The sequence below is a fragment of the Pseudomonas sp. Y5-11 genome (assembly GCF_022368695.1).
Taxonomy (GTDB): domain Bacteria; phylum Pseudomonadota; class Gammaproteobacteria; order Pseudomonadales; family Pseudomonadaceae; genus Aquipseudomonas; species Aquipseudomonas parakoreensis.
On the sequence record NZ_CP058974.1, the window covers coordinates 1389691 to 1416279 of the forward strand.

The 26589-nt window shown below is 61.3% G+C and carries 20 protein-coding genes; 7 read left to right on the forward strand and 13 right to left on the reverse strand.

Annotated features, from left to right (window positions below; genetic code table 11):
- Positions 1-76: 76 nt before the first annotated feature.
- The 6 genes from HXW87_RS06195 to HXW87_RS06220 are packed head-to-tail and all read right to left on the reverse strand — an operon-like array spanning position 77 to position 4319.
- Positions 77-1756: an acyl-CoA synthetase family protein gene (locus HXW87_RS06195; RefSeq protein ID WP_239778590.1), complete on the reverse strand. Its 1680-nt coding sequence runs from the start codon at positions 1754-1756 to the stop codon at positions 77-79.
- Positions 1753-2298 (reverse strand): hypothetical protein, encoded by a 546-nt coding sequence (locus HXW87_RS06200; protein WP_131670942.1) that lies wholly within the window; start codon positions 2296-2298, stop codon positions 1753-1755. The genes HXW87_RS06195 and HXW87_RS06200 overlap by 4 nt, the downstream gene beginning before the upstream one ends.
- Entirely contained in the window at positions 2295-2549 is a 255-nt protein-coding gene (locus HXW87_RS06205; protein WP_041074867.1) for an acyl carrier protein, read from the reverse strand. The genes HXW87_RS06200 and HXW87_RS06205 overlap by 4 nt, the downstream gene beginning before the upstream one ends.
- A gap of 9 nt (positions 2550-2558) precedes the next feature.
- Positions 2559-2834, reverse strand: a complete 276-nt coding sequence (locus tag HXW87_RS06210; protein ID WP_041074865.1) for a phosphopantetheine-binding protein — start codon at positions 2832-2834, stop codon at positions 2559-2561.
- Complete coding sequence (locus tag HXW87_RS06215) at positions 2818-3624, reverse strand: lysophospholipid acyltransferase family protein (protein ID WP_047290916.1); 807 nt, start codon at positions 3622-3624, stop codon at positions 2818-2820. Before HXW87_RS06215 ends, HXW87_RS06210 begins: the two co-directional genes overlap by 17 nt.
- Positions 3600-4319: a beta-ketoacyl synthase chain length factor gene (locus HXW87_RS06220; RefSeq protein ID WP_047290917.1), complete on the reverse strand. Its 720-nt coding sequence runs from the start codon at positions 4317-4319 to the stop codon at positions 3600-3602. The genes HXW87_RS06215 and HXW87_RS06220 overlap by 25 nt, the downstream gene beginning before the upstream one ends.
- 363 nt (positions 4320-4682) lie before the next feature.
- Between HXW87_RS06220 and HXW87_RS06225 the strand changes: the two genes are divergently transcribed.
- Positions 4683-5453 carry a ParA family protein gene (locus HXW87_RS06225; protein ID WP_041074859.1) on the forward strand — a complete coding sequence of 257 codons (771 nt, stop codon included), beginning with the start codon at positions 4683-4685 and terminating at the stop codon, positions 5451-5453.
- 113 nt (positions 5454-5566) lie between these two features.
- Here the strand turns inward: HXW87_RS06225 and trxC are convergent, their stop codons facing one another.
- Positions 5567-6001 carry a thioredoxin TrxC gene (trxC, locus tag HXW87_RS06230; RefSeq protein ID WP_131670944.1) on the reverse strand — a complete coding sequence of 145 codons (435 nt, stop codon included), beginning with the start codon at positions 5999-6001 and terminating at the stop codon, positions 5567-5569.
- Positions 6002-6194: 193 nt separating this feature from the next.
- Between trxC and HXW87_RS06235 the strand changes: the two genes are divergently transcribed.
- On the forward strand, positions 6195-6491 hold the full coding sequence (locus tag HXW87_RS06235) for a type II toxin-antitoxin system HigB family toxin (RefSeq protein ID WP_047290919.1): 297 nt from the start codon (positions 6195-6197) through the stop codon (positions 6489-6491).
- On the forward strand, positions 6488-6889 hold the full coding sequence (locus tag HXW87_RS06240; protein WP_047290920.1) for a transcriptional regulator: 402 nt from the start codon (positions 6488-6490) through the stop codon (positions 6887-6889). The genes HXW87_RS06235 and HXW87_RS06240 overlap by 4 nt, the downstream gene beginning before the upstream one ends.
- Before the next feature lie 6 nt (positions 6890-6895).
- Here HXW87_RS06240 and HXW87_RS06245 read toward each other — a convergent pair whose 3' ends face one another.
- The 4 genes from HXW87_RS06245 to HXW87_RS06260 all read right to left on the reverse strand — a co-directional run bounded on the left by HXW87_RS06245 (position 6896) and on the right by HXW87_RS06260 (position 15365).
- A complete protein-coding gene (locus HXW87_RS06245; RefSeq protein ID WP_239778591.1) occupies positions 6896-8359 on the reverse strand; it encodes a YdiU family protein in 1464 nt (487 codons plus the stop codon).
- 48 nt (positions 8360-8407) lie between these two features.
- Positions 8408-11761, reverse strand: coding sequence for a mechanosensitive channel MscK (mscK, locus tag HXW87_RS06250; protein WP_047290922.1), 3354 nt, complete (start codon positions 11759-11761; stop codon positions 8408-8410).
- A gap of 34 nt (positions 11762-11795) precedes the next feature.
- The gene (locus HXW87_RS06255; protein WP_041074130.1) at positions 11796-13538 is read right to left on the reverse strand and encodes a potassium/proton antiporter; all 1743 of its coding nucleotides are present in this window, start codon (positions 13536-13538) and stop codon (positions 11796-11798) included.
- Positions 13539-13739: 201 nt separating this feature from the next.
- The gene (locus tag HXW87_RS06260; protein WP_047290923.1) at positions 13740-15365 is read right to left on the reverse strand and encodes a methyl-accepting chemotaxis protein; all 1626 of its coding nucleotides are present in this window, start codon (positions 15363-15365) and stop codon (positions 13740-13742) included.
- A gap of 278 nt (positions 15366-15643) precedes the next feature.
- Between HXW87_RS06260 and HXW87_RS06265 the strand changes: the two genes are divergently transcribed.
- The 3 genes from HXW87_RS06265 (at position 15644) to HXW87_RS06275 (ending at position 18211) form a co-directional block, all read left to right on the forward strand.
- Positions 15644-15874, forward strand: a complete 231-nt coding sequence (locus HXW87_RS06265; RefSeq protein ID WP_007967306.1) for a hypothetical protein — start codon at positions 15644-15646, stop codon at positions 15872-15874.
- Entirely contained in the window at positions 15871-16173 is a 303-nt protein-coding gene (locus tag HXW87_RS06270; protein WP_007967308.1) for a cell division protein ZapA, read from the forward strand. The genes HXW87_RS06265 and HXW87_RS06270 overlap by 4 nt, the downstream gene beginning before the upstream one ends.
- Positions 16174-16273: 100 nt before the next feature.
- Entirely contained in the window at positions 16274-18211 is a 1938-nt protein-coding gene (locus HXW87_RS06275; RefSeq protein WP_239778592.1) for a methyl-accepting chemotaxis protein, read from the forward strand.
- Positions 18212-18353: 142 nt separating this feature from the next.
- On the opposite strand, the gene HXW87_RS06280 is transcribed toward HXW87_RS06275, so the two are convergent.
- Together HXW87_RS06280 and putA are read right to left on the reverse strand one after the other, a co-directional pair.
- Complete coding sequence (locus HXW87_RS06280) at positions 18354-20156, reverse strand: acyl-CoA dehydrogenase (protein ID WP_239778593.1); 1803 nt, start codon at positions 20154-20156, stop codon at positions 18354-18356.
- Between the two features lie 260 nt (positions 20157-20416).
- A complete protein-coding gene (putA, locus tag HXW87_RS06285; protein WP_239778594.1) occupies positions 20417-24370 on the reverse strand; it encodes a trifunctional transcriptional regulator/proline dehydrogenase/L-glutamate gamma-semialdehyde dehydrogenase in 3954 nt (1317 codons plus the stop codon).
- Between the two features lie 456 nt (positions 24371-24826).
- On the opposite strand from putA, the gene putP reads away from it, so the two are divergent.
- Complete coding sequence (putP, locus tag HXW87_RS06290; RefSeq protein ID WP_121183342.1) at positions 24827-26311, forward strand: sodium/proline symporter PutP; 1485 nt, start codon at positions 24827-24829, stop codon at positions 26309-26311.
- The last annotated feature ends 278 nt before the right edge of the window (positions 26312-26589 follow it).

Consider the following 26589-nt stretch of genomic DNA (forward strand, 5'->3'; position numbering starts at 1 on the left):
ACTCGCTCGCAGTTTTGCGTGAACCGGATTTGGGGCCGCTGCGCAGCCCAACGGGAGCAAGCTCCCTCGCCACAGGTTATGCATCGGCGGCTCCTAGCAGGATACGTCCGCTGGAGCAGGTCGCGGTGTCATTGCGGTAGGCGAAATACAGCTTGCCGCGCTCGGGATCGAAGCGCAGGTGCAGTTGGACTTCATCGCCCGGGCGCACCAGTTGCTGGAATTTCAGCACTTCCATGCCGGTAAATTTATCGGGCAGGTTCAGCAGTTGTCGGCCGAGGTTCAGTGCCCATTCGACCTGCACCACGCCGGGCAACACCGGGGCTTTGGGGAAGTGACCGCTGAAGTAGGCCAGATCCGGTGGCACACTCAATTGCAGGCTCCACTCGCCGTCGGTTTCGACCTGTTCCAGCACTTCTGGGGCTTTCGGCCGTGGCGCCAGCAACCGTGCTTCGATGTCGGCCTGGGGCAGCTTGCCCTGGCTGTTCAGCGGCAGTTGCCGCACCAGGCGCCAGCGTCGGGGCAAGGCCAGCGCTTCGCAATGCTGGCTCAGGTGCTTGCGCAGGGCTTCGGTCAGGCTGCGGCGGCCGTGTTCACGCAAGGCAAACAGGCCCGCGTCGCTGAGCACCAGCAGGGCGCCAAGTACCGCGCGGCTTTCTTGAACCACGCCCAGCCGTGCTTCGGCGACCCAGTCATGGGCGACCAGTGCCTGTTCCAGCATCGGCAGCGAAATGCGCTTCTCTTCGAGTTTGACGATACGGTCCAGCCGCCCGAGCAGCTCGAAACGCCCGTCGGCAGCGATGCACGCAGCGTCGGCGGTGTGTTCGACATGCCCCGCCGGCAAATAGGGGGAAGCGATCAGCAGGGCGCCGTCGCTGTCCTGGCTCAGTTCAACCCCGGCGAAGGGCTGCCACAGGCTGGCGCCTTGGCGCCAGGCGATGCCGCCGGTTTCCGAGCTGCCGAGGATTTCGGTCGGCCACTGTTGCAAGCGTTGCTGCAGGCTTTGCGCCGCGTCTGCGGGTAATGCGCCGCCGGAGGAAAACACCCGGCGCACGGCACTCAGCGCCGGCCAGTCGAGGTTGTCGCCCATGCGCTTGAGCAGCGCCGGGCTGCCGACCCAGGCGAAGGCCGGATGTTCGCGGCTGGCGCGTTGCAGATCTTCCGGGAACGCCAGTTGCCTGCGCACGAACGGCCGCCCGGCGCACAGCGGCCACAGCACGCGGAACAACAAGCCGTAGATGTGCTGAGTGGCGACACTGCCGATGATCCAGGCTTCACCCAGATTCGCCCCCCACAACTGTTCCAGGGCTTCGACCTCGTTGGCCAGTTGGCGCAGAGTCTTGTCGATGCGCTTGGGCTCACCGCTGGAGCCGGAGGTGCACAGGCTCAGGCGGCACTGGTCGAGATCCAGTTCGACGCCAGGCAGGGCAGGCTGCAACAGATCGCTCAGGTGTGAATCATCGGAGTGATCGCTAAGCCACAGATCGACTTCACTCGACCAGCGCTGGCGGGTCTGCGCTTGCAGGTCCGCGGGCAACAGGACGCTGACGCCGGCGCGCCAGGCCCCGAGCAGGGCGATGGCGAGGTCGGCGGCATCTTCCAGATGCACCGCCACGCGCTGCACGCCGCGTGCTTGCAGGCCGGCGGCAATGCTTAGCGCCTGCTCGCGCAGTTGCGCATGGTCGAGGGCCGGGGTGTCGGTGATCGCTCGCCCCGGCAGGGCCTTGAGCAACAGTTGCTCAAGTTTTATCCAGTTCATTTACGGCCTCTTACCCGTTGTCGTATCAGCCATTCAATGGCAAACATCAGGCCGATCAATCCGTAGGAGATCAGGCCGGTGTACAACATCCACCAATGCAGCGGCGCCCACAGGGTCAGGAGCGCGGCGCACAAACCGTTGCAGAAGAAAAACACGCTCCAGGCCACGGTGACCTGACGCGTGTAGCGGATCGCCTCGGGCGGCAGTTGCGGCTCGCGCAGTCGTGCCAGGCGCTCGACCATCGGCGGGCCCCATTTCAGGCTCAGGCTGAACAGCACCAGCATGAAGCCGCTGATCAGCACCGGGTACCAGCGCAGCAACAGCGGACTGTCAAACAGCGCCAGCAGCACGCAGAACACAATCGCCACGCAGGCCATCCACAGACTGCCTGGCTTGCGCTCGCCAGTCAGGGCCCGCGCCAGCCACAGGCTACCCAGCAGCAGCCCGAACTGCCACGGGGCGAAGTGCTCCATGCCGAAATACACCGCAAAGGGGTACAGCAGCCCCGCCAGCAGCAGGCCGAGGCCGATCAATCGGCTCATGCGGCCGGTTGAACCAGACGGTAGACCGCCTCGACCACGTCACCGACAGTGCGCACCGACTTGAATTCCTCGGCGGCGATTTTCTTGCCGGTCTGGCGTTTGATGTGATCGATCAGATCGACCGCGTCGATGCTGTCGATCTCCAGATCCTGATACAGGTTGGACTCCAGGCTGATGCGCCCCGGATCCAGTTCGAACAGCTCGACCAAGGCATCGCGCAGGGTGTTGAAAATGTCGTCACGAGTTTGCATGGTCCGGTCTCAAGCTGCCTGTTTTGCCGTGACGAATGCCGCAAGGCTCGCCACGTTGGTGAAGTGGTTACGGGTGTCTTTGGCGTCGGCGTCGATCTTGATGCCGTATTTTTTCTGGATCGCCAGACCCAGTTCCAGCGCGTCGACAGAATCCAGACCCAGGCCTTCGCCGAACAGTGTCTGTTCGTCACCGATATCGTCGACGCTGATGTCTTCGAGGCCCAGGGCATCGATGATCAGCCGTTTGATGTCGCGCACCAGGCCAGGGTTATTCAGATCGCTCATCTTCGGCGAGCTCCTTAATGAAGTAAGAGTGCAAATAATCGTTGAGCTTGCGCGAGGCCTGCGGTGCCGGGCCTTGCGTGGCGAAAGTCTGTGGGTCTATATCGGCTCCGACACGAAAACTGAAGTGCACGCGGCGGTGGGGGATCCGATACCAGGGTTCGGCCTTGGTCAAGGTGGTCGGATTGACCTTGATGACCACTGGCGTAAGGATTTTCGCACCGCGCAGGGCAATCGCCGCCGCCCCCCGATGAAAGGCGGGCGCCTGACCGGGCTGTGTGCGCGTGCCTTCGGGGAAAATGATCAGGGTCTGGCCGTTTTGCAGGGACTCGGCCGCGGCGTCGAGCATGTCCATGCTGCCGTCATTGCTGATGTATTCGGTGCGGCGCAGCGGGCCACGGGTGAACGGGTTTTCCCACAGGCTTTTTTTCACCACGCAATTGGCCTGGCGCACCAGGCCGATCAGGAACACCACGTCGATCAGCGAAGGGTGGTTGGCGATGATCATTTGCCCTGGGCGACCGAGACGTTCCGCCCCTTGAATGTCATAGGTCAGCACGCCGGTGCGGGCCATGAAACGGACGAAAAACCAGAACAGCCGACTGACGGTCTGCCGTGCGCGCTGACGATGTTGCAAGGCATCGCCGGGCAGGCAACCGAGCAGCGGAAACACCAGCAGGCGCAGGCACAACCCGCCCAGCCCGAACAGCGCGAAACTTGCGGCAGTGGCCAGGAGGCGCCAGTAGTAGGCGTCGCGGTTTTTCTCGGTCACGGGTTGCGTTGCCAGGTCCATACACGATTTTTCCAGGCATGTTGGCAATGGGTTTGCTGACCGAGCAGGGTTCGCAACAGGTTCAGTGCGTGTGGCCAGTGCGCTTTGGACACTGCTTCCTGGCCGCTGTTCAGGGTCAGCCGCCAGCCGGTACCGGGGGTGAGCAGCAAACCGACCGCATAAGGGAACGGCACGTCGTCGATCCACTGCGAATAGGCTTGGGGCGGCTGTTCTTCGGTGATGATCAGCAGCACCGCCGGAGCGCCTTCATCGAGCAGGGCGGCCGCTTCGAGAATGCCATGTTCCAGGCCATCGCCCGCGGCCGCAAGGGCCGTCATTTCGCTGGTTTCGCCGCGCATGATCGACCACAGACCGATGATCGCGTTGTGCACCGACAGGCTGAACTGCGTCGGCGACAACGGCTCGTCCTTGGCCAGGTCACTGAGAATCTCGAAGGTGCGCGGGGTTTCGCCGTGTCGTGAAACAAACACCAGCGGCAGGTTTTCCCGTCCGTCGGCCAATGGCCAGCCGACACTGAACGCCATCCGCGCCAGACGGCTGAGGCGCCGGCGCTGCATGGCGGGCAGAAACGACACATCGGGTGCGGCATCGCTGTCCGGGAGTACGACCGGTTGTCGGCTCCAGGCCTGCCACGCGTCCACGCTGTCGAGCCCCGGGGCCCATGCGCGCCATTGGGCGATGTTGAAGTTGATCACGGATGTTCATCCCGCCCCTGCGGGCTTTTATATGACGCTTTGAGTCGCCAAAGCCGCGGCTGACCTGATGTGGCGCTTGGCGCCGGGTGGCGCGCATTATCCCGGTGCGACGAGTGTGTAGCAAATGTTGGTTACGTTTTGCGCAGCAAAATGTACCGAGTGGTCCGCAGAAAAGCTGTCACTTGGCCATTATCCGGACCGTGCCGGATTTGTCTGTCGGGCCTGTCAGCGCACACGGCAGGTTTTTGCCCTCTGTGCCCGCTGATTTTTGCACCTGACTCTGTAGTCCGCGTCGTTGAAGGTAGCGAAGCGCACGCACAGGCAACTACACTCGGTCATTCTTTGATACACGGAGGTTTTGTCATGCGGCGCGTGGTGTTCAATCAGAAAGGTGGTGTGGGCAAATCCAGCATTGCCTGCAATCTGGCGGCAGTGAGTGCCAGCGAGGGCTATCGCACGCTGTTGGTCGACCTCGATGCCCAGGCCAACTCCACTCAGTATCTGACCGGGCTCACTGGCGATGACATTCCCATGGGCATTGCCGACTTCTTCAAACAGACCCTGTCTTCCGGACCGTTTTCGAAGAAAAATCAGGCCGACATCTACGAAACCCCGTTCGACAACCTGCACATCATCACCGCCACCGCTGAACTGGCCGATCTGCAGCCCAAGCTCGAGGCCAAGCACAAGATCAACAAGCTGCGCAAATTGCTCGATGAGCTGGACGGCGAATACGACCGGATTTATCTCGATACGCCGCCAGCGCTGAACTTCTATGCGGTGTCGGCGCTGATCGCCGCCGATCGGGTATTGATTCCGTTCGATTGCGACAGCTTCTCGCGTCAGGCGCTGTACGGGCTGCTGGCGGAAATCGAAGAGTTGAAGGAGGACCACAACGACGGCCTGGAAGTCGAAGGCATCGTGGTCAACCAGTTCCAGGCCCGGGCCAGCCTGCCGCAGCAGATTCTCGATGAGTTGATTGCCGAGGGCTTGCCGGTGCTGCCGGTGTATCTGAACAGCTCGGTGCGCATGCGCGAGTCGCACCAGGCCAGCACCCCGCTGATCCACCTCGACCCACGGCACAAACTGACGCAGCAATTCGTTGAACTGCACAACCTGCTCGAAGATCACTGATTTTCCTGTGGGAGCGAGCCTGCTCGCGAAGCGGCCAGCACGTTCAACATCTCGGTTGACTGAACGGGCGCCTTTGCGAGCAGGCTCGCTCCCACATGGGGTCCTGTGGAGGGTCAGATGCCCTGGCTACGCAGCCACGCCAGCAACTGCGGCAACGGAAACGCCCCGCTCTGACGCGCCACTTCCCGGCCGTTCTTGAACAGAATCAAACTCGGAATCGAACGAATCCCCAACTGCGCCGACAACTGCTGATTGGCTTCGCTGTCGAGCTTGGCCAACCGGCACTTGCCCGCCAACTGCGCCGCCGCCTGCTCGAATACCGGCGCAAACGATTTGCACGGCCCGCACCAGTCCGCCCACACATCCACTAACAACGGCAGATCACCCTTGATCTGGCTGGCGTAGTCACCTTGCTTGAGTTCGAACGGCTTGCTCAGTAGCACCTCGGACTTGCAGCGCCCGCATTTTGGCTGGTCGGCGAGGCGTTCGGCGGGGATGCGGTTGAGGCCATTGCAGGCGGGGCAGGGGATCAGCAATTGGGTGGTCATGAGCGAGGTCCAGTGAGGGGCGATAAACCCTAGTTGGAGACGTTTGCTCATATTTTCAATCATGCGGATGTCAATGTTGGATCTAGGCTGAGTCGTACCGAGGCAGACCGTTGGTCTGCCTGGGTGTATCGCAAGTTGCGATAATTTTGTTTTGTGATTAACTCCCCATAGCAGAATGCGATAAGGATGTTGCATGCATGTGTTCAGTGAAAAACCCATTCGTGAGGCCAAGGAGCAGTGGCCACAGGCAGCAAGCGCGCTAGCGCAATGGTTTCGTCTGGCAAGCAGGAGTTATCCAAAGGACTTCGCGGCAATGAAGTCGATATTTCCTGCCACCGACAAGGTGGGTGATCTCCACGTTTTCGACATTGGTGGCAACAAATTGAGGCTAATCGCTTTTGTCAGTTATCGGTCACAAAGGCTCTACATCAAGCATGTGCTCGACCACCGCGAATACGATCGGGGCAAATGGAAGGAGGGAAAGGTATGAGTAGTTTGATCAAGACAGTTGCCGAGCACTGGGAGTTTGTCTCTCCGTTGCTGCGAAAACCGAAAAATGAAGAGGATTACGACGTCTTGGTTCAGGCCGTTGACGAGATCCTTGAGATAACCGGTGATGATGGCTCGCATCCGCTCGCGAGTCTGGTGGACATCATCAGTGACTGGATTGGGGAGTGGGATCGCACACACCATCCGATGGCCGAGGCGAGCGGCGAAGAGGTCCTTGGCTACCTGATGCGCGAACATGGACTGACTCAGAGCGACCTGCCGGGTGTGGGTACTCAATCTGTTGTTTCGGAAATTCTGAACGGCAAGCGCAAGTTGAACTTGCGGCAAGTTCGCTGGCTGGCCGACTACTTCAAGGTGCCTGTAGACGTATTCATCTAGTCTGCCTCAAGACGAACAACTGATCTCCAGATGCTTGCCCCACTCCGGCGGCCGCTCGGCATACGCCTCCATCCCCGGTTGCTGGTCGAACGGTTTGCTCAGCACCGCATGCAGCCGGCGCACCTCGGAGTAGTCGCCTTGTTCGGCGGCATCGATGGCTTTTTGCGCCAGGTAGTTGCGCAGGATGTACAGCGGATTGACCGCGTGCATCCGTGTGCGGCGCTGTTCCTGATCGCTGTCGCCATCGCGGGCAACCCGTGCCACGTAGCGTTCGCCCCAGGCGTCGAAGCCTTTGATATCGACGAAGTCATCGCGCAATTGGGCGACAGCCTGTTCTGCTGAATCTTCGCCGAGGCGGCGGAAGAACAAGCTGTAGTCGACGCCGCTGTTCTGCATCAATTGCAGCAGGTCTTCGAGCAATTTCTGGTCGTCATCTTCGGCGCTGGTGAAGCCGAGGCGGCGGCGCATCAGGTCGAGGTAGTGCGCCTGAAACAGCGGCAGGTACAGGCCGAGGGTTTCGCGCAGGGCTTCGACGCTGATGAACGGCGTCAGCGCCTGGGCCAGGGCGCTGAGGTTCCACTGGCCGATCGGCACTTGATTGCTGAACGAGTAGCGACCCTGATCATCGGAATGGTTGCAGATGAAGTGGGCATTGAAATCGTCGAGGAAGGCGAACGGGCCGAAGTCGAAGGTGATGCCGAGGATCGACATGTTGTCGGTGTTCATCACCCCGTGGCAGAAGCCGTACGCCTGCCATTTGGCAATCAGTTCGGCATTACGCTCGACAATTTCGCGGAACATCGCCAGATACGGCTCCGGCTGCTCCAGGCATTCGGGGTAGTGCATCGCCAATACATGCTCGCCGAGCTGCTTCTGCTGCTCGGGACGCTTGGTGTAATAGAAATATTCGAAGTGGCCGAAACGGATATGGCTTGGCGCCAGACGCAGCACCATCGCCGCGCGTTCCTGCTTTTCGCGCCACACCGGAGTGTCGGAGCCGATCACGCAGGCCGCGCGTGAAGTCGGGATGTTCAGCGCGTGCAGCGCTTCGGAAGCGAGAAATTCACGGATCGATGAACGCAGCACCGCCCGACCATCGCCCATGCGCGAAAACGGCGTCTGCCCGGCGCCCTTCAGGTGCAGATCCCAATGTTCGCCGGCCTGGTTATACACCTCGCCGAGCAACAGCCCGCGACCATCGCCCAGTTGTGGCGTGTAGCCGCCAAACTGGTGCCCGGAATAGACCATCGCCCGCGGCTCGGCATTGGCCCACAACGTGTGGCCGCCGAACAGTTCGGCAAATTCCTGAGTGTCCGCCGTCGTCGGCTCGAGATCGAGCAGGGCCAGCGCCGCCGGGCTGGCGACGACCAGACGCGGGTTGTCGATCGGCTCGGGCAGCACATGGGCGGAGAACGCGTCGCCGAGGCGGGCGAAGCGATTGTCGAAGGTCAGTTCGTCGAGGGCTTTCAAGGGCCGGCTCCAGCAGAATGTCCGAGCATTCTGCTGGGATCAGACCGGTTAGTCGAGTTTGGCCGGCGGCGGCTCTTGCAGCGGCTTTTGCTCCGCGCCGATCGGGACGATGGTTTTGTTCTCGTCTTCGATGGGTACCAGCTTGTATTCCTGGCCATGAAGGTTTTTCAGGTACACCTCCATCTGGCGGAACGAGATGTTGATGTGCTGCTTCTTGAATTCGCGGTTGATGAAGCGGTTCACTTCATCGATCACCGGGTTGCGGTCACCGAGGTCACGTACGTGCATGCGCAGTTCGTGATCGAGGGTGCTTTCGCCGAAATTGAGGAAGTAAACGTGCGGCTCGGGTTCCTTGAGGACGCGCGGGTTTTCCCGGGCAGCCTTGAGCAGCAGTTCCTTGACCAGATCCAGATCGGAGCCGTAATCCACGCCGAGTTTCAGCGTGACGCGGGTGATGGTGTCGGTCAGCGACCAGTTGATCAATTGCCCGGTAATGAACGTCTTGTTCGGGACAATGATGTCCTTGCGGTCGAAATCGGTGATGGTGGTGGCGCGGATGCGGATCTTGCTGACCGTGCCCGACAGGTTGCCGATGGTGATGGTGTCACCGATTCGCACCGGGCGTTCGAACAGGATCATGATGCCGGAGATGAAGTTGGCGAAGATCTCCTGCATACCGAAACCGAGACCGACCGACAGCGCCGCCACCAGCCACTGCAACTTGTCCCAGCTGACGCCGAGGGTCGACAGCGTGGAAACGAAACCGACGCCGGCGATCACGTAGGACAGCAGCGTCGTGGTCGCATAAGCGCTGCCCTGCGCCAGATTGAGTTTCGACAGCACGAACACTTCGAGCAGACCCGGCAAGTTGCGCGCCAGGGCGAAGGTGATGCCGATGATGATCAGCGCGCCGAGCATGTCGCCGATGCTGATCGGCACCATGCTCATGTTGGCGCCGGTGCCGCTGGTGTATTCGTAGAGGGTGATGTTGTCGAGGTACGAGAACACCGAGATCAGATCGGCCCAGACCCAGTACAACGCGGCGATGAAGCCACCGAGCAGCGCCAGACGGATCAGGCGCAGGGACTGTTCGTTGACCTTCTCGATGTCCAGGGTCGGCTCTTCGATCACCGCTTCGCCGTCGCCGGCCTCTTTGGCCGCCTGACGTTTGGCCAGGGCGCGCTGATAGGCCAGGCGGCGTGCAGCGACCGCCAGACCGCGCACGAACGTGGCTTCGATCACCAGCCAGAACATCAGCAGGTACAGGGTGTTGATCAACCGGTCGCTGAGTTTCAGCGCAGTGTAGTAGTAGCCGAAGCACACCGCGACGAACAGCGCGATTGGCAACAGAGTGAACATCACGCCCACGGCCTTGCGGAACAAGGAGGTGTTTTCGTGGGCCGGGCTGCTGATCAGCAGGCGGCTGAGCAGCCACGCCATCAGCGCGTAGCAGGTCAGCACCACCGGCATGCCGATGACGTCGTCGGCCAGCGCCGCCGGTTGCAGCTCGGCCACCGCCACCACGGTCACCAGCGCCATCACCACCAGCCCGAGGCGACGGATCCAGCCCTGCAGGAACTCGACCTGCGGCTTGTCCCAGCGGAAATGCAGCTCAGCCACACCGCCTGGCGAGAGAATCCGGTAAGCGGTGTAGAACACCAGCCACGCCTGACCCATTTGCAGCAGCGCCGCGCCCATGTTGGCGTTCTGCCCGCGGGCGTCGATCTGCAGGGCCAGCCCGCACAGCGCCAGGCCAAGGGCCACCGGCATCGCCAGCAGAATGTTGATCAGGATCGCCTGCGGGGTATGCCATTGGCTGTCACGCTTGAAGTGGCCGATGTCCTGGTGAACCTTGTTCAGCCGCGCGTACAGCGCCTTGCGTCGCCACAGCAGAGCGCCAATCAGCAGGGCCAGCGGCAGGAACAGCAGCGGACGCTGGGTCAGACCGTCGGTCAGCTCGCTCAGGCTCGAGGCCAGCGGCAGGGTATCGATCTGCCGCTTGAGCCGCTCCGGCACGCCGCGTAGCCATTCCGCGTCCAGTGGCTTGTTGCTGGGGATCCAGAACATTTGCTCGTCGAGGGTCGCACGCAGGCTCTGCGCGGTGCTCAGCAGTTGTTTCTGGTTGAGTTGCAGGGTGATCGATTCGTTGAGCACCGCGCTCAACTCGCGGTTCAGACGTTCCAGCAGGTCGGCGCGGGTGTTGGCCAGTTCCATCAGGCTCTTGCGCAGTTGCGGGGTGACTTGTTCCGGCGGCTGGGTGGAAAGCAGGTTGTCGACGTAGGTCGCCGGGTTGCTCAGCAGTTCGCGCTGCTGACTGACTTCGAACTGATACAGGCGAATGTCGGCGATCTGGTCCGCCAGATCGCGGTCGACCTTGAGCCGCGGCAACGCCTGCTTCTGCTTATAGAGAATCTTCGACAGCAGCAGGCTGCCCTTGAGCACGTTGATCTGCTCGTCGAGGGCCGAGTCGCTCTGGGTCAGGCTGTCGAGTTGCTGTTTGGTCTGCAGGTTCTGTTGGGTGACTTCGTTGAGGCGGTCGGTGCTTTTGAGCAGGTAATCGGAAAGCTTGAGGTTGGCGGCGCTTTCAGTGGCGAGCAGGCTGCTGCCGCCGGCCTTCTGAGCCTCGATCGATTGCTGGGTGACGGTTTCCTGCGACTGTGCCAGACGCTTCTGGTTGATCAGCGTCTGCAGTTCCTGGATCTCGCGATCGAGTCGGTCGGACTTCTCCGTGAGCAGGTCGTGCTGACTGTTGCCCAGATCCTGCAACTGGCTGTTGCCGGCCAGTTCCTGGCGGCGCAGCGGGATCAGCGCGTTCAACGCGGCGAGCTCGGCGTTCAATTGATCGCGTTGTTCGGCACTGACGGTCTTGCCGCTGTCCTTGCCGGACTTGAGGATGTTGTTGATCTGCTGGATGCGCGTCTGGCTGGCAGAGATTTCTGCCTGCGCACGCTCTGGGCGAGTCTGGGCGGTGATGATCAGGCTGTTGGCATCGGCCAGGGCTTTTTGCAGATCACTTTGCTGGGTCGAGCGATCGGTGAGGATCTGCTCCAGCTGCTGAATCGACTCTTTGCTGAAACGCTGCGCCACCGGCACCACTGCCGTGGCCTTGAGGCGCGTGAGTTCGCGGGTGTTCTCGATGGTCTGCCGCGGGGCGGAGGCCAGTTGCTGCTTGAGGTCGATCAGCTTCTGCTCGTAATCACGCCGGCTGTTGAGCTGATTGAGCGTGGTTTGCAGGACCGTTTGCAGGGTCTTTTTGTCGGCATCCGGCAGTTTGCTGTCGGCCAGTTTGTCCAGGCTGGCCTGCACGGCTTCGCTGGACGGCGGTTCAGCGGCATACAGCGGGCCGACGGAAAGACTCAGGCCCAGCAGGGCCGCGAAAAAGAAAGAGCGCAGGGTAGGCATAGAGACCGGTCAAGCAAGTGAGAGTGGACGCAGTTTAGAGGAAGAGACCGGGACCCGGGCGACTTCCTTCGGGGAATCTGACGCCCACTTTGCCGATCTTGTTCCCGTCCATGACCGCGACCGTCCAGTGGGTGTTGTTCCACTCCACCTGGTCGCCAACGATCGGCGCACCGCCAACCTTTTGGGCAATGAACGCGCCCAGGGTCATGTCCGGATCAATGCCCTCGGCCGGCAACCCGTACAGCGCTGCAACCGCTTTAAGCTGGGCGTCTCCTTCGAGGACGAAGTCACCGAAGAAACGCAGATCCAGACCGCGTTGCGGTGCCTGGCTGAACAGTTTGCCGAGGGCTGGAAGGTTGTGTTCATGGCCGATAACACACAGCAAATCATCGACTTCCAGCACGGTACTACCCGACGGATGGAGCAGTTGCTGGCCACGAAACAGCGCGGCGATACGTGTGCCTTCGGGCATTTTCAGTTCGCGCAGCGGTGAACCAATGCACCATTTCTCGGCGCCGAGCTTGTAAACGAACAGTTCCCACTCGCTGGTGATGTGCACTTCCAGCGCCGAACGCGAGATCGGCGCCGGCTCCGGCGGCACTGTCACCTTGAGCAGTCTGGCGACCCACGGCAGGCTTGTGCCCTGCACCAGCAGCGACACCAGCACGATGAAGAACGCGAGGTTGAAGTACAGCTGCGCATTCGGCAGCCCGGCCATCAACGGGAACACTGCGAGAATGATCGGTACCGCGCCGCGCAGACCGACCCAGGAAATAAACGCTTTCTCGCGACCATGGAACGCCTTGAACGGCAGCAGGCCGACGATCACCGACAGCGGCCGGGCGAACAGAATCATCCACAGCGCCAGACCGAGGGCGGGCAGGGCGATCGGCAGCAGATCGTGCGGGGTGACCAGCAGCCCCAGCACCAGGAACATGCCGATCTGCGCCAGCCAGGCCATGCCGTCGAGCATATGCAGGATGCCGTGACGGCTGCGCACCGGGCGGTTGCCGATCACCAGACCGCACAGGTACACCGCGAGGAAGCCGCTGCCGTGCAGGGCGTTGGTCAGGGCGAACACCACCAGACCGCCGGCGATCACCAGAATCGGGTACAGGCCGGTGGCGAGGTTGATCCGGTTGACCAGTTGCAGCATCAGCCAGCCGCCGCCCAGACCGATCACGCCGCCGATGCCGAACTCGCGGATCAGGTGCGTCAGCAGGCTCCAGTGCAGGCCGGTCTGGCCGCTGGCGAGCATGTCGATCAGGGTCACGGTGAGGAACACCGCCATCGGGTCGTTGCTGCCGGATTCGATTTCCAGGCTGGCGGTCACCCGTTCGTTGAGGCCTTTGCCGCCGAGCAGCGAGAACACCGCAGCGGCGTCCGTGGAGCCGACGATGGCGCCGATCAGCAGGCCCTGAATCAGGTTCAGGTCGAACAGCCACGCGGCGGCCATGCCGGTCAGTCCGGTGGTAATCAACACCCCGACCGTCGCCAGCGACAGCGCCGGCCACAAGGCCACACGGAAACTCGAAACCCGGGTGCGCAAGCCGCCGTCGAGGAGGATTACCGCCAGTGCGAGGTTGCCGACCAGATAGGCCGTCGGGTAGTTATCGAAAATGATCCCGCCGCCATCGACCCCGGCGGTCATGCCGACCGCGAGGATGATCACCAGAATGGGAATGCCGAGACGGGAGGACAGTGAGCTGACAAGAATGCTCGCACCTACCAGCAACGCGCCGATCAAGAACAGGCTGTTGATGGTCGTCGCATTCAAAGGCAGTACTCCAGAAGCGTAAAGACGGGCACAAACTGACCATGCAGTCTGCGTGCCAGCGATTCTAACCTGTTGAAATGTGATGCTGTCAAAAAGCTTTTTTCAAGATCAAAAGATCGCAGCCTGCGGCAGCTCCTACAGGGTGTGAATCAATCCCATGTAGGAGCTGCCGAAGGCTGCGATCTTTTTGCTTTTTAAACGTTACAGGCTGAACCGCCCGACCATGTTGTTCAGGTCCAGCGCCAGGCGCGACAGCTCGTTGCTCGCCGCACTGGTCTGATTCGCGCCGGTCGCCGATTGCACCGACAGGTCGCGGATGTTCACCAGGTTGCGATCCACTTCGCGGGCCACTTGCGCCTGCTCTTCAGCAGCGCTGGCGATCACCAGATTGCGCTCGTTGATCTCGACGATCGCGGTATTGATGGTGTCCAGCGACATCCCGGCACCCCGCGCGATGTTCAGCGTCGATTCGGCGCGCTCGGTGCTGTTGCGCATCGAGTCCACGGCGTGTTCGGTGCCGCTCTGGATGCTGCCGATCATGCGTTCGATTTCGCTGGTCGACTGCTGGGTGCGATGCGCCAGCGCACGCACTTCGTCCGCCACCACGGCAAAACCGCGCCCGGCTTCACCGGCACGCGCCGCTTCAATCGCCGCGTTCAGGGCCAGCAGGTTGGTCTGATCCGCCAGACCACGAATCACGTCCAGCACCTTGCCGATGTCACGGGATTCATTCGCCAGATCGCCGATCAGGGTCGCAGTGCTCTGTACATCGGCGCTCATGCGTTCGATGGCGCTGACGGTTTCCTGTACCAGATCACGGCCGTCGCCCGCCGAAGTGGTGGCGTTCTTCGAGGCTTCCGAAGTGCTCACCGCATTGCGCGCGACTTCTTCCACGGCGCTGGTCATCTCGTTGACGGCGGTCGCGGCCTGTTCGATTTCGTTGTTCTGCTGGGTCAGGCCACGGGCGCTTTCGTCGGTGACGCTGTTCAGCTCTTCGGCAGCGGAAGCCAGCTGGGTGGCCGAGCCGGAGATGCGCTGCAAGGTGTCGCGCAGCTTCGATTGCATCTTGGCCATGGCCGCCAGCAGACGCCCGGCTTCGTCGCTGCCGTCGACGTGGATCGGCTGGGTCAGGTTGCCTTCGGCAATGGTTTCCGCCGCGTCCAGCGCTTTGGAAATCGGCTTGGTGATGCTGATGGTCAGCAGCCAGGCGAACAGGAAGGTCAGGCCGGTGGCCACGACCAGCAGGGTGACCACCAGATTGAACGCCGAGGAATACTGGTCGACCGCCTCTTGATTGGTCTGGCTGATCTGCTCGCCGTTGATCTGCATCAGGCGGTTGAGCACGGTGTTCATCGCTTCGGAGTTGTTCAGCAACTCGGTGTTGAGCAGGTTGCGCAACTCGTCCACCTGATTGTTGCGCGACAGGCTCTTCATCCGGTCTTCGATCTGCCGGTACTGGCCCAGCAGCTGCACATATTGATCGTAGGCTGCGCGTTCCTGCGGGCCGCTGATTAACGGCTCATAGGCCGATTGGGCGGCGCGGATCTGCTGGTTGCGGGTGTCCAGCAGTTCCATGGTCTTCTGCTGCACGTCCGGCTCGCGATTGACCAGCAAGCGATACGACAGCACCCGCAGGCGCAAGGTTAGCTGCGTGAACTCGTCGAGGTTCTTGATGCTCGGCACGCTGCTGTTAGTGATGTCCTCGGCAGCGCCGCGGATTTTGCTCATCTGATTCAGGGCGAACACGCCGAGAATCAGCATCAGGCCGCCGATCAGGGCGAAGCCGGTGAACGCCCGGGGGGCGATATTCATATTGCGAAGGGACATGGCGCGGATACCAGAAAGGGCCGCATCCATGCGGGCTGAGACTGCTGTATGGATGACTTATCGGTCATACGACTAAAGTCTTGAGGCGCTGTGCGTATTTGTCGCATAGGGGGCTGAGCGACGAAGTGCAGGAACCAGATCGGCAGATCACAGTCTTTTAAACTCGCGAGAACGGTCGGCCGCCAGGAAAATCAAGGCCTTGCGCCGGTATAACCCTGGCATCCGCAGTGACTTTTCTTTATCGTACGCGCCCTTTGAAAAACGCTTGGAAGATCAAAATGTTGGAAGCATCCCTCAGCCAATTGGAACAGCTCGTCAGCGACCTGGTGCAACAGAACCAGACCCTCGCGCAAACCAACCAGACCCTGTCCACGGAACTGGCCCAGGCCAAGGATGAAAACGAAAGCCTGCAACTGAGCCTGATGGAACAGGAAGAGAAGCACGGCGCCACGGCAGCACGCATCCAGGCCCTGGTTGATCGCGTCAACGCAGGTCCTGTCAGCGCATGAACCACGGCACCGCAGGGGTAAAAGTCATCTCCATTCTCGGGGAGGACTATTCGATCAAGGCACCGGCCGGGGAAGAACAGACCCTGCTGGACGCCGCACTGATGCTCAAGGCCGCTCTGGCCGACACCAAACGCAAATACCCGACGCTGATCGGTGACCGTTTGCTGGTGCTGGCAGCGATGAACCTGTGCTCGCAGCAGATCGAAATGAAGAAGCAGCACCAGCAGGAACTCGACCGTTACCAAGAGCAAGTCAGCGCCACGGTCGACACCATCGCCAAGACCATCAATCAGGGCTGATGGGGTTGCGCACAACCAAAGAATAGATTGTCGATCAGGTTGTATACAATCGGCACGGCTGTTGCATTGTTTCGGCCACTTATTCTTTGGGGGGTGCTCCATGCAGTTGTGGCGACGCAGTATTCAATGGCAGCTGATTCTCAGCATGGGCACCGCCCTGCTGGTCAGCATCCTGATCGTGGTTGGCATTTATACCCTGGTGGTCAACCGCCTCGCCCAGAGTTATCTGGTCGAACAAGCGCTGCCGTCGAGCATCGAAGCGACGCGCAACGACATCGAACGCATCCTCGTCCAGCCGCTGACCGCCGCCAAAGACATCGCCAGCAACAGCATGGTGCGCGACTGGCTGGCCTCGGGTGAAGACGGCAGCAAAACGGCGGCCTTCGCGCAGTATCTGGAAGGCATCCGCGCCGAACATAAAGCCTTCACTGCGTTAATCATCGGCAGCGACTCCAATCACTACATCACCGAAAAAGGCCTGGATCGCACGCTCAGCCGGACCAAACCAGCCGATGCCTGGTTCTATTCCTTTCTCGACAGCAACCAGCCGCGCACCCTGAACATCGACAACGATGGCGCCACCGGAGAATTGGCGCTGTTCATCGACTTGAAGGTCGAGCAGGCCGGCAAAGTGGTCGGTGTCGCCGGGCTGGGCTTGAGCATGAAAGAGCTGTCGGAGCTGATCCACAACTTCAGCTTTGGCGAGCGCGGCAAGGTCTATCTCGTGCGTTCCGACGGTTTGATCCAGGTCCATCCCGAGGCGCAGTTCAGCGGCAAGCGCACCCTCACGGAGCAAATCGGTGCGTCGGCGGCGCAAGCGGTCATGGGTCAAAAAGCCGCCACCAACAGCTCGTTCAAGCGCGATGGCGAAGACTTCCTCGCCTTCAGCCTGCCGCTGCGCGATCTGGGCTGGACGCTGGTGGCCGAAGTGCCGCAAGCGCAGATCTACGCCGAAGCCCGCAAGGCGATGTGGATGAGCGGCGGTATCGGTCTGGCGGTGGCGCTGGTGTGCCTGGCGCTGGTGGTATGGCTGGCTCAAGGGCTGGTGCGACCGATTCGTCAGGTAACAGCCGCGCTGGTAGCGATCGGTAGCGGCGGTGGAGATTTGACCCATCGGTTAGATTCCAGCCGCGCCGATGAGCTGGGCGATCTGGCTCGGGGCTTCAACCGTTTCCTCGACAGTCAGCGCGGGCTGATCGGCGAAGTCCTGACCACCAGCGAACGCTTGCGCACGGCGGTCGGCCAAGTGGCGAAGGTGGTGGAAAACACCGCCGAACGTTCCGGGCGCCAGCAGGAAATGACCGACATGGTTGCCACGGCGGTGCACGAGATGGGCCTGACCGTGCAGGAAATCGCGCAGAACGCCGGCAACGCCGCACTCGCCTCACAAACCGCCCGGGATGAAGCGCTGCAGGCACGGGAGGTGGTTGGCGGTTCGATTCGTCATATCGAAAGCATGTCCGATGAGATTGGCGTGGCGGCGGGCGCGGTGGGTGAACTGGCGCATCAGGTGGCGTCGATCGATTCGGTGCTGGCGGTGATTCGCGGGGTGTCCGAGCAAACCAACCTGCTGGCGCTCAACGCTGCCATCGAAGCCGCGCGGGCCGGGGACATGGGCCGTGGGTTTGCCGTGGTGGCCGATGAAGTGCGCACCTTGGCGCGCAGGACTCAGGCGTCTACCGACGAGATCCAGCAGATGATCGGCAGCCTCAAGCAAGGCGCGGAAAATGCGGTGTCATCGATGCGTACCGGGCAGGCGGCGACCGGCACCGGGGTTGAGTCGAGCCAGCGTACCGGCGCCTCCCTGACCGCGATTACCGGGCAGGTCGAGCGCATCAGCGACATGAACCATCAAGTGGCGACCGCGACGGAAGAGCAGTCGGCGGTGACTGAAGAGATCAATCGCAACGTGCAGGGGATTTCCGATCTGGCCCGGGCCACGGCGGGCGAGGTGCGGGCGTGTCGTGAGGATTGTCAGATGTTGCAGCGGTTGGCGGATGATCTGGCAAGGCAGATGGGTGGGTTCAAGTTGAGCTGATGTGTTGTCAGTTCGGGCCTCTTCGCGGGCAAGCCCGCTCCCACAGGTCTTGTGACAGGTCACTTAATATGTGAACGCCACATGACCCTGTGGGAGCGGGCTTGCCCGCGAAGACGGCATCAGCAGCGACAAAAAATCCGGATCAAAACCACCCATCCTGCATCGCCAGACACGTATCATCCCGCGCCTCCAGCAACGTCAGCTCATGGTGACAGCCCGGCACTTCCCACGTCAGGAAAAAGCGCGCCGCCTGCAGCTTGCCCTGATAGAAGTCAGCATCTGCCGCATTGCCTTTGGCCAGACCTTCCTCGGCGCGGATCGCCTGTTCCAGCCAGCGCCAGCCAATCACCGTGTGCCCGAATACCTTCAAGTACAGCGCCGAATTCGCCAGGCTGCTGTTGACCTTGCCCTGCGCCAGATCGGTGAGCAAACCGATGGTGACTGTTTGCAGGCGCGCCACCAGTTGCTCCAGTGGCTCACGCAGTGCGGTCAACGATTCATACGCGGTCGCCCGCTCGGCGGTGTTGGCGATCAGGCGGATCAGTTGCTTCAATCCGGCGCCGCCGTTCTGCGCCAGTTTGCGCCCGAGCAAGTCCAGCGACTGAATGCCGTGGGTGCCTTCGTGGATCGGGTTCAGGCGGTTGTCGCGGTAATACTGCTCAACCGGGTATTCGCGGGTATAACCGTGGCCGCCGAGAATCTGGATCGCCAGTTCGTTAGCCTTCAGACAGAACTCCGACGGCCAGGATTTGACGATCGGCGTCAGCAGATCCAGCAACTCATGGGCCTGTTTGCGCTCGGCTTCGGTCTCCAGCGTTGTGGTGTCATCGAACAGTCGCGCCGCGTACAGGCCAAGATCAAACGCCCCTTCGACGTAGGACTTTTGGGTCAACAGCATGCGTCTGACATCGGCGTGCTGAATGATCGCCACTGGCGCGGTGGTTGGATCCTTGCTGTCCGGCACCCGGCCTTGCGGGCGTTCGCGGGCGTATTCCAGCGAATACAGGTAGCCGGCGTAACCGAGCATCACCGCGCCCATGCCGACGCCGATCCGCGCCTCGTTCATCATCTGGAACATGTAGCTCAGGCCATGGTGCGGCTTGCCTACCAGATAGCCGACGCACTGGCCGTTATCGCCGAAGTTCAGTGCCGTCGAGGTGGTGCCGCGCCAGCCCATCTTGTGGAACAGCCCGGCCAGCAGCACATCGTTGCGCGCGCCGAGGCTGCCGTCATCATTGACCAGAAACTTCGGCACGATGAGCAGCGAAATGCCCTTCACCCCCGGCGGCGCGTCCGGCAGCTTGGCCAGGACCATGTGCACGATGTTTTCCGACAGCGGGTGATCGCCGCCGGAAATGAAGATCTTGTTGCCCTTCAGGCGATAAGTGCCGTCAGACGCCGGCTCGGCGCGGGTACGAATATCCGACAGCGACGAGCCGGCGTGCGGTTCGGTCAGGGCCATGGTGCCGAAGAAGCGGCCGTCGATCATCGGTTGCAGGAAGCGCTGTTTCTGCTCGTCGCTGCCGAAGCTCTCGATCAGATTGGCCGCGCCCATGGTCAGGAACGGGTAGGAAGTGGTCGCCGCGTTCGCCGCTTGAAAGTGCGCAAAGCAGGCTTGCGACAGCAGCGTCGGCAGTTGCATGCCGCCGGCTTCGAAGCTGCGCGCGGCGTTGAGGAAACCCGCCTCGAGGAATGCGTCCACCGCCGGTTTCACTTCCGGGATCAGAACCGCCTGACCATTTTCGTAGCGCGGCTCGTGCTCGTCGCCCTTGCGGTTGTGCGGTGCGAAGTATTTCTCGGCGATGTTGCGCGCCGTGCCAAGGGCCGCATCGAACGTTTCACGGTTGTGCTCGGCAAAGCGCTCACGCCGGGTCAGGCCTTCGGCATCGAGGACTTCGTACAGCTCGAAAGCCAGATTGCGGGAACTGAGCAGCGTCTCGGACATGGCGGCCTACCTGAACATTGGGGTTGGGCCGAGTCTAGGCGTGCTGATAAAGGCTGAACAGGATGATTGATGGGCGTGATGTTGGAGCCCCGCAACAACTTTGCAAACACCCCAAAACAACTGTGGGAGCTGGCTTGCCAGCGATGGCGGCGGAGCAATCACCATTAATGGTGGCTGACACATCGCTATCGCTGGCAAGCCAGCTCCCACAGTTTTTTCTGCTGAACCGGGCACCTGTGCAGTACCCGGCTTAACGGTTTTTAACCGATAGTCATCAGGCTCGCATTACCCCCCGCCGCCGCCGTGTTGACGCTCAACGCGCGCTCGATCACCAGGCGCTCCAGCGCGATGTTGGTCTCGCCCTGGGACAGGCCCTGAACCCCGACAATCGCACCGGCCCGCTTGGCAATCTGCTGGCACACGCCACGCAACTGGTCGGAATGACCGTGATGCAGAACCGCATCAAACACCACTTCGTCCTTGTGCCAGTCGGCAACCCGTTTGATCCGCGCCTGAACGTCCTTCGGCAGGCGTGCGAACAAGGCCTTGCTGATGTCGGATTCCGGCCATACCGCCGAACCGCCGACCGCCAATACCGCCGCCAGTTGGGTCAGCAGATCGCCTTCGACGTCCGCCAGGCACAGGACGTGTTCACGCGGCAGGATCGCGTAGCTGTTTTTCTCGCCGGTCGGGCCGGCCAGCACGCGGGTGATACCGCTTTGCGACTGCGCGGCGTATTGCACGCACAGGGTGCTCAGTTCGGCGTATTGGTTGCTCTCGGCCCAGGCCTTGAAAGCGTTCAGCGGTTTGCTCATGGCTTCACGCAGACGCACGTCCGGGGCGACGAGTGCATCACCGCGAGCGAAGGACTGTTCGATGGCGTCCGTAGGACGGGTCGACAGCAGACGGTAGAGGTACAGCGGACCACCGGCTTTCGGGCCAGTCCCCGACAGGCCTTCGCCGCCAAACGGCTGCACGCCGACCACGGCACCGACGATGTTGCGGTTGACGTAGACGTTACCGGCGTTGACGTTGTCGATCACCTTGGCGATGGTCTCGTCGATGCGGGTGTGTACGCCGAGGGTCAGGCCATAACCGGAGGCATTGATCTGGCCGATCAACTGGTCGATGTCCTTGCGCTTGTAGCGCACTACGTGCAGCACCGGGCCGAAGATCTCGCGCTGCAGTTCGTCGAAGCTTTCCAGCTCGATCAGGGTCGGCATGACGAAGGTGCCGCGTTTGACTTCTTCACTGTCGGCGATAGCCACCTGATACACGCTGCGACCTTTGTCGCGCATGGCCTGGATGTGCTTGTCGATACCGGCCTTGGCTTCGGCGTCAATCACCGGGCCAATGTCCACGGACAGGCGCTCAGGGTTGCCGAGACGGCTTTCAGCCATCGCGCCTTTGAGCATTTCGATGACGCGGTCGGCGGAATCTTCCTGCAGGCACAGCACGCGCAGGGCCGAGCAACGCTGACCGGCGCTGTCGAAGGCCGAGGACACCACGTCGATCACCACTTGTTCGGTCAGTGCCGAAGAATCGACGATCATCGCGTTCTGCCCGCCGGTTTCGGCGATCAGCGGAATCGGACGGCCCTGGCTGTCGAGACGACCGGCGATGTTGCGCTGCAGCAGGTGCGCGACTTCGGTGGAACCGGTGAACATCACGCCTTTGACGCGCTCATCACCGACCAGACCGGCACCGACGGTTTCACCGCGACCCGGCAGCAGTTGCAGCACGCCTTCGGGAATCCCGGCTTCGAGCAGCAAACGCACGGCTTGCGCGGCAACCAGTGGCGTCTGTTCAGCCGGTTTGGCCAGTACCGGGTTGCCGGCGGCCAGTGCGGCAGCGACCTGACCGCTGAAGATGGCCAGCGGGAAGTTCCACGGGCTGATGCACACCACCGGGCCCAGTGGGCGGTGGGCGTCATTGCTGAAATCGTTGCGCGCCTGCACCGCGTAGTAACGCAGGAAATCGACCGCTTCACGCACTTCGGCAATGGCGTTGGCGAAGGTCTTGCCGGCTTCACGGGCCAGCAGGCCCATCAGTGGCTGGATCTCGCCCTCCATCAGGTCAGCGGCGCGTTCCAGAATTGCTGCACGCTCGGCTGGCGGGGTGGCCTGCCAGATGGGCGCAGCATTCAGCGCGCACTGGATCGCGTTGTCGACGTCTTCGACGGTAGCTTCCTGCACGTGACCGACCACATCACGGTGATCCGCCGGGTTCAGCACTGGCGCTGGAGCTTCGTTGCTGGAAGCGCAACCGAGCATCGGCGCGGCTTTCCAGTTGTTGTGCGCAGTGGCGAGCAGGGCGCAGGACAGCGAGGCCAGACGATGTTCGTTGGCCATGTCGATGCCGGCGGAGTTGGCGCGCTCGGCGCCGTACAGGTCACGCGGCAGCGGAATGCGCGGGTGCGGCAGGCCGAAACCACCTTCCACAGTCGCCATCTGCTCGATCTGCGCCACCGGATCGGCCACCAGTTCCTGAATCGAAATCGACTGGTCGGCGATGCGGTTGACGAACGAGGTGTTGGCGCCGTTTTCCAGCAGACGACGCACGAGGTACGCCAACAGGGTTTCGTGAGTACCAACCGGTGCGTACACGCGGCACGGACGGTTCAGCTTGCCTTCGGACACTTTGCCGACAACCTGCTCGTAGAGCGGTTCGCCCATGCCGTGCAGGCACTGGAATTCGTACTGGCCGGGGTAATAGTTCTGACCGGCAATGTGGTAAATCGCCGACAGGGTGTGGGCGTTGTGCGTGGCGAACTGCGGGTAGATGACTTCCGGCACCGACAGCAGTTTGCGTGCGCAGGCGATGTAGGAAACGTCGGTGTACACCTTGCGGGTGTAGACCGGATAGCCTTCCAGGCCTTCGACCTGCGCGCGCTTGATCTCGCTGTCCCAGTACGCACCTTTCACCAAGCGGATCATCAGGCGATGACGGCTGCGGCGGGCCAGATCGATCACGTAGTCGATCACATACGGGCAACGCTTCTGGTACGCCTGAATCACGAAACCGATGCCATTCCAGCCAGTCAGCTGCGGCTCGAAGCACAGGCGTTCGAGCAGATCCAGCGACAGCTCCAGGCGGTCGGCTTCCTCGGCGTCGATGTTCAGGCCGATGTCGTATTGCTTGGCCAACAGGGTCAGCGACAGCAGGCGCGGGTACAGCTCGTCCATCACGCGCTCGTACTGCGCACGGCTGTAGCGCGGGTGCAGGGCCGAGAGCTTGATGGAAATGCCCGGGCCTTCATAAATCCCACGGCCGTGGGAGGCTTTGCCGATCGAGTGGATGGCTTGTTCGTACGACGCCAGGTACTTCTGCGCATCGTGTTCGGTGAGGGCCGCCTCACCGAGCATGTCGTAGGAATAACGGAAGCCCTTGGCTTCGAACTTGCTCGCGTTGGCCAGTGCTTCGGCGATGGTTTCGCCGGTGACGAACTGCTCACCCATCAGACGCATGGCCATGTCGACGCCCTTGCGGATCATCGGCTCGCCGCTCTTGCCGATGATCCGGCTCAGCGACGAGGTCAGGCCAGCTTCATTGTGGGTCGACACCAGTTTGCCGGTCAGCAGCAGTCCCCAGGTTGCGGCGTTGACGAACAGCGACGGGCTGTTGCCCAGGTGCGGCTGCCAGTTGCCGGTGCTGATCTTGTCGCGGATCAGTGCATCGCGAGTGCCTTTGTCCGGGATGCGCAGCAGCGCTTCGGCCAGGCACATCAGCGCCACGCCTTCCTGGGACGACAGGGAAAATTCCTGCAGCAGGCCCTGAACAATGCCTGCACGACCACCGGCACTTTTCTGGTTACGCAGTTTTTCCGCGATGGTCGCGGCGAGTTTGTTGGTGGCTTCGGCCATCGGAGCCGGCAGGCGCGCCTGCTCGATCAGCATCGGCACCACTTCCGGCTCAGGGCGACGGTAGGCGGCCGTGATCGAAGCGCGCAGTACCGATTGCGGCAGGATGCTTTCAGCGAATTCGAGGAAGCACTGGTGCGCGTGATCGGTGTGGACTTCACCAGCGTCGTCGCTGTCCTTGGCGGTCAAACCGTTCAGCTCGGTCAGGGTTGCACCACCCTCGAGTTTTTCCAGGTAATTGAAAATTGCCTGCTTGATCAGCCAGTGCGGTGTGCGATCAATCGAGGTCGCGGCAGCCTTCAGGCGCTCGCGGGTCGGGTCATCGAGTTTGACCCCAAGGGTGGTGGTAGCCATATTTTTATCCTCATGGTTGCCACAGTTGCGTGGCATCAGCTGGCGGCAAGATTAGCCGTGCGCCGAAAGAGGTGCAACCGGGTGCAACCCTTTTTTTGTCGGAAAAATAAACGCTTCGTCAGGAATTATTTTCTGGTACTGAAGTGCCGCTCCTGCTTGGTGCTTTTACTTCTAGCGGAGCGCCGTGACTGCGCTAAAAAGGAGCAAAAACGGCGTATTTATCGGTATATCCGACTAGGTGCAACTTAATCGCCAGAAACTGGTTGCACCTTTTTTACTTTGTTGCATAGCATTCGCGCCCAAGGTGCAACCGGAAGTATCCGGTGTATCGGCTGGTGGCTTTCCTGGGGAAACATCAGTCCTAAATGCGCGGGGTCCCGATTCGTCTGCCAAACGTCGTCGTTTGCGTACGATTGATCACTGCTGCTACATAAAAACAAAGCCAGGGCGTACTTAATGAGCGTAAGCAATCCAACACTGATCACGTTCGTGATCTACATCGCAGCAATGGTACTGATCGGCCTCATGGCCTATCGCTCCACCAACAACCTTTCTGACTACATTCTTGGCGGTCGCAGCCTCGGCAGCGTGGTGACGGCATTGTCCGCCGGTGCTTCCGACATGAGCGGCTGGTTGTTGATGGGCTTGCCGGGCGCCATCTACATGTCCGGCCTGTCCGAGAGCTGGATCGCCATCGGTCTGATCATCGGCGCCTACCTGAACTGGCTGTTCGTCGCCGGCCGTCTGCGTGTGCAAACCGAGCACAACGGTGATGCGCTGACCCTGCCGGACTACTTTGCCAGCCGTTTCGAAGACAACAGCGGCCTGCTGCGGATTATCTCGGCGGTGGTGATTCTGGTGTTCTTCACCATCTACTGCGCGTCCGGCATCGTGGCTGGCGCCCGTCTGTTCGAAAGCACCTTCGGCATGTCCTACGAGACGGCGCTGTGGGCCGGTGCTGCGGCGACAATTGCCTACACCTTTATCGGCGGTTTCCTTGCGGTGAGCTGGACTGACACCGTGCAAGCCACGCTGATGATCTTTGCCCTGCTGCTGACGCCGATCATCGTGTTGCTGGCCACCGGCGGCGTCGATACCACGTTCCTCGCCATCGAAGCCCAGGACCCAAGCAACTTCGACATGCTCAAGGGCACCACCTTCATCGGCATCATCTCGCTGATGGGCTGGGGTCTGGGTTACTTCGGTCAGCCGCACATCCTCGCGCGTTTCATGGCCGCTGACTCGGTGAAATCGATTGCCAACGCCCGTCGCATCTCCATGACCTGGATGATCCTGTGCCTGGGCGGCACCGTCGCCGTGGGCTTTTTCGGCATCGCTTACTTCTCGGCGCACCCGGAAGTGGCCGGTCCGGTGACCGAGAACCACGAACGGGTGTTCATCGAACTGGCGAAAATCCTCTTCAACCCGTGGGTCGCCGGTGTCCTGCTGTCGGCGATTCTCGCCGCGGTCATGAGCACCCTGAGCTGCCAGCTGCTGGTGTGCTCGAGCGCCCTGACTGAAGACTTCTACAAAACTTTCCTGCGCAAATCCGCCTCCCAGGTTGAACTGGTCTGGGTCGGCCGCGCGATGGTGTTGCTGGTGGCACTGATCGCTATCGCCATGGCCGCCAACCCGGAAAACCGCGTACTGGGCCTGGTGTCCTACGCCTGGGCCGGTTTCGGTGCCGCGTTCGGTCCAGTGGTGCTGATCTCGGTGATCTGGAAAGACATGACCCGCAATGGCGCACTGGCCGGCATCCTGGTCGGCGCCATCACCGTGGTGGTGTGGAAGCATTTCGAGGTGATGGGCCTGTACGAAATCATCCCGGGCTTCATCTTCGCCAGCCTGGCGATCTACATCGTCAGCAAAATGGGCGAGCCAACCAAAGGCATGGTGCAGCGCTTCGAAGCGGCGGAAAAAGATTTCCACCTGAACAAGTGATGCACTGAGCTGCGGCTCACAGAAAAACGGCCCGTTTCCTACAAGGAGGCGGGCTGTTTTTTTATGCCCGTGATTTCTTAAGAACTTGGAGAACCCTGTGGGAGCTGGCTTGCCAGCGATGGCGGTGTGTCAGTGAGCGAATAAGTTGGATGTGCCGGCCTCATCGCTGGCAAGCCAGCTCCCACAGGTCCAGTGGTGGTTTTGGGGGATATGTCTGTAGTCGATCGCGCCAATATCCGAAGGCTTTTTCGCCAGAAAAAGTAGGGCAAGTCTGATTT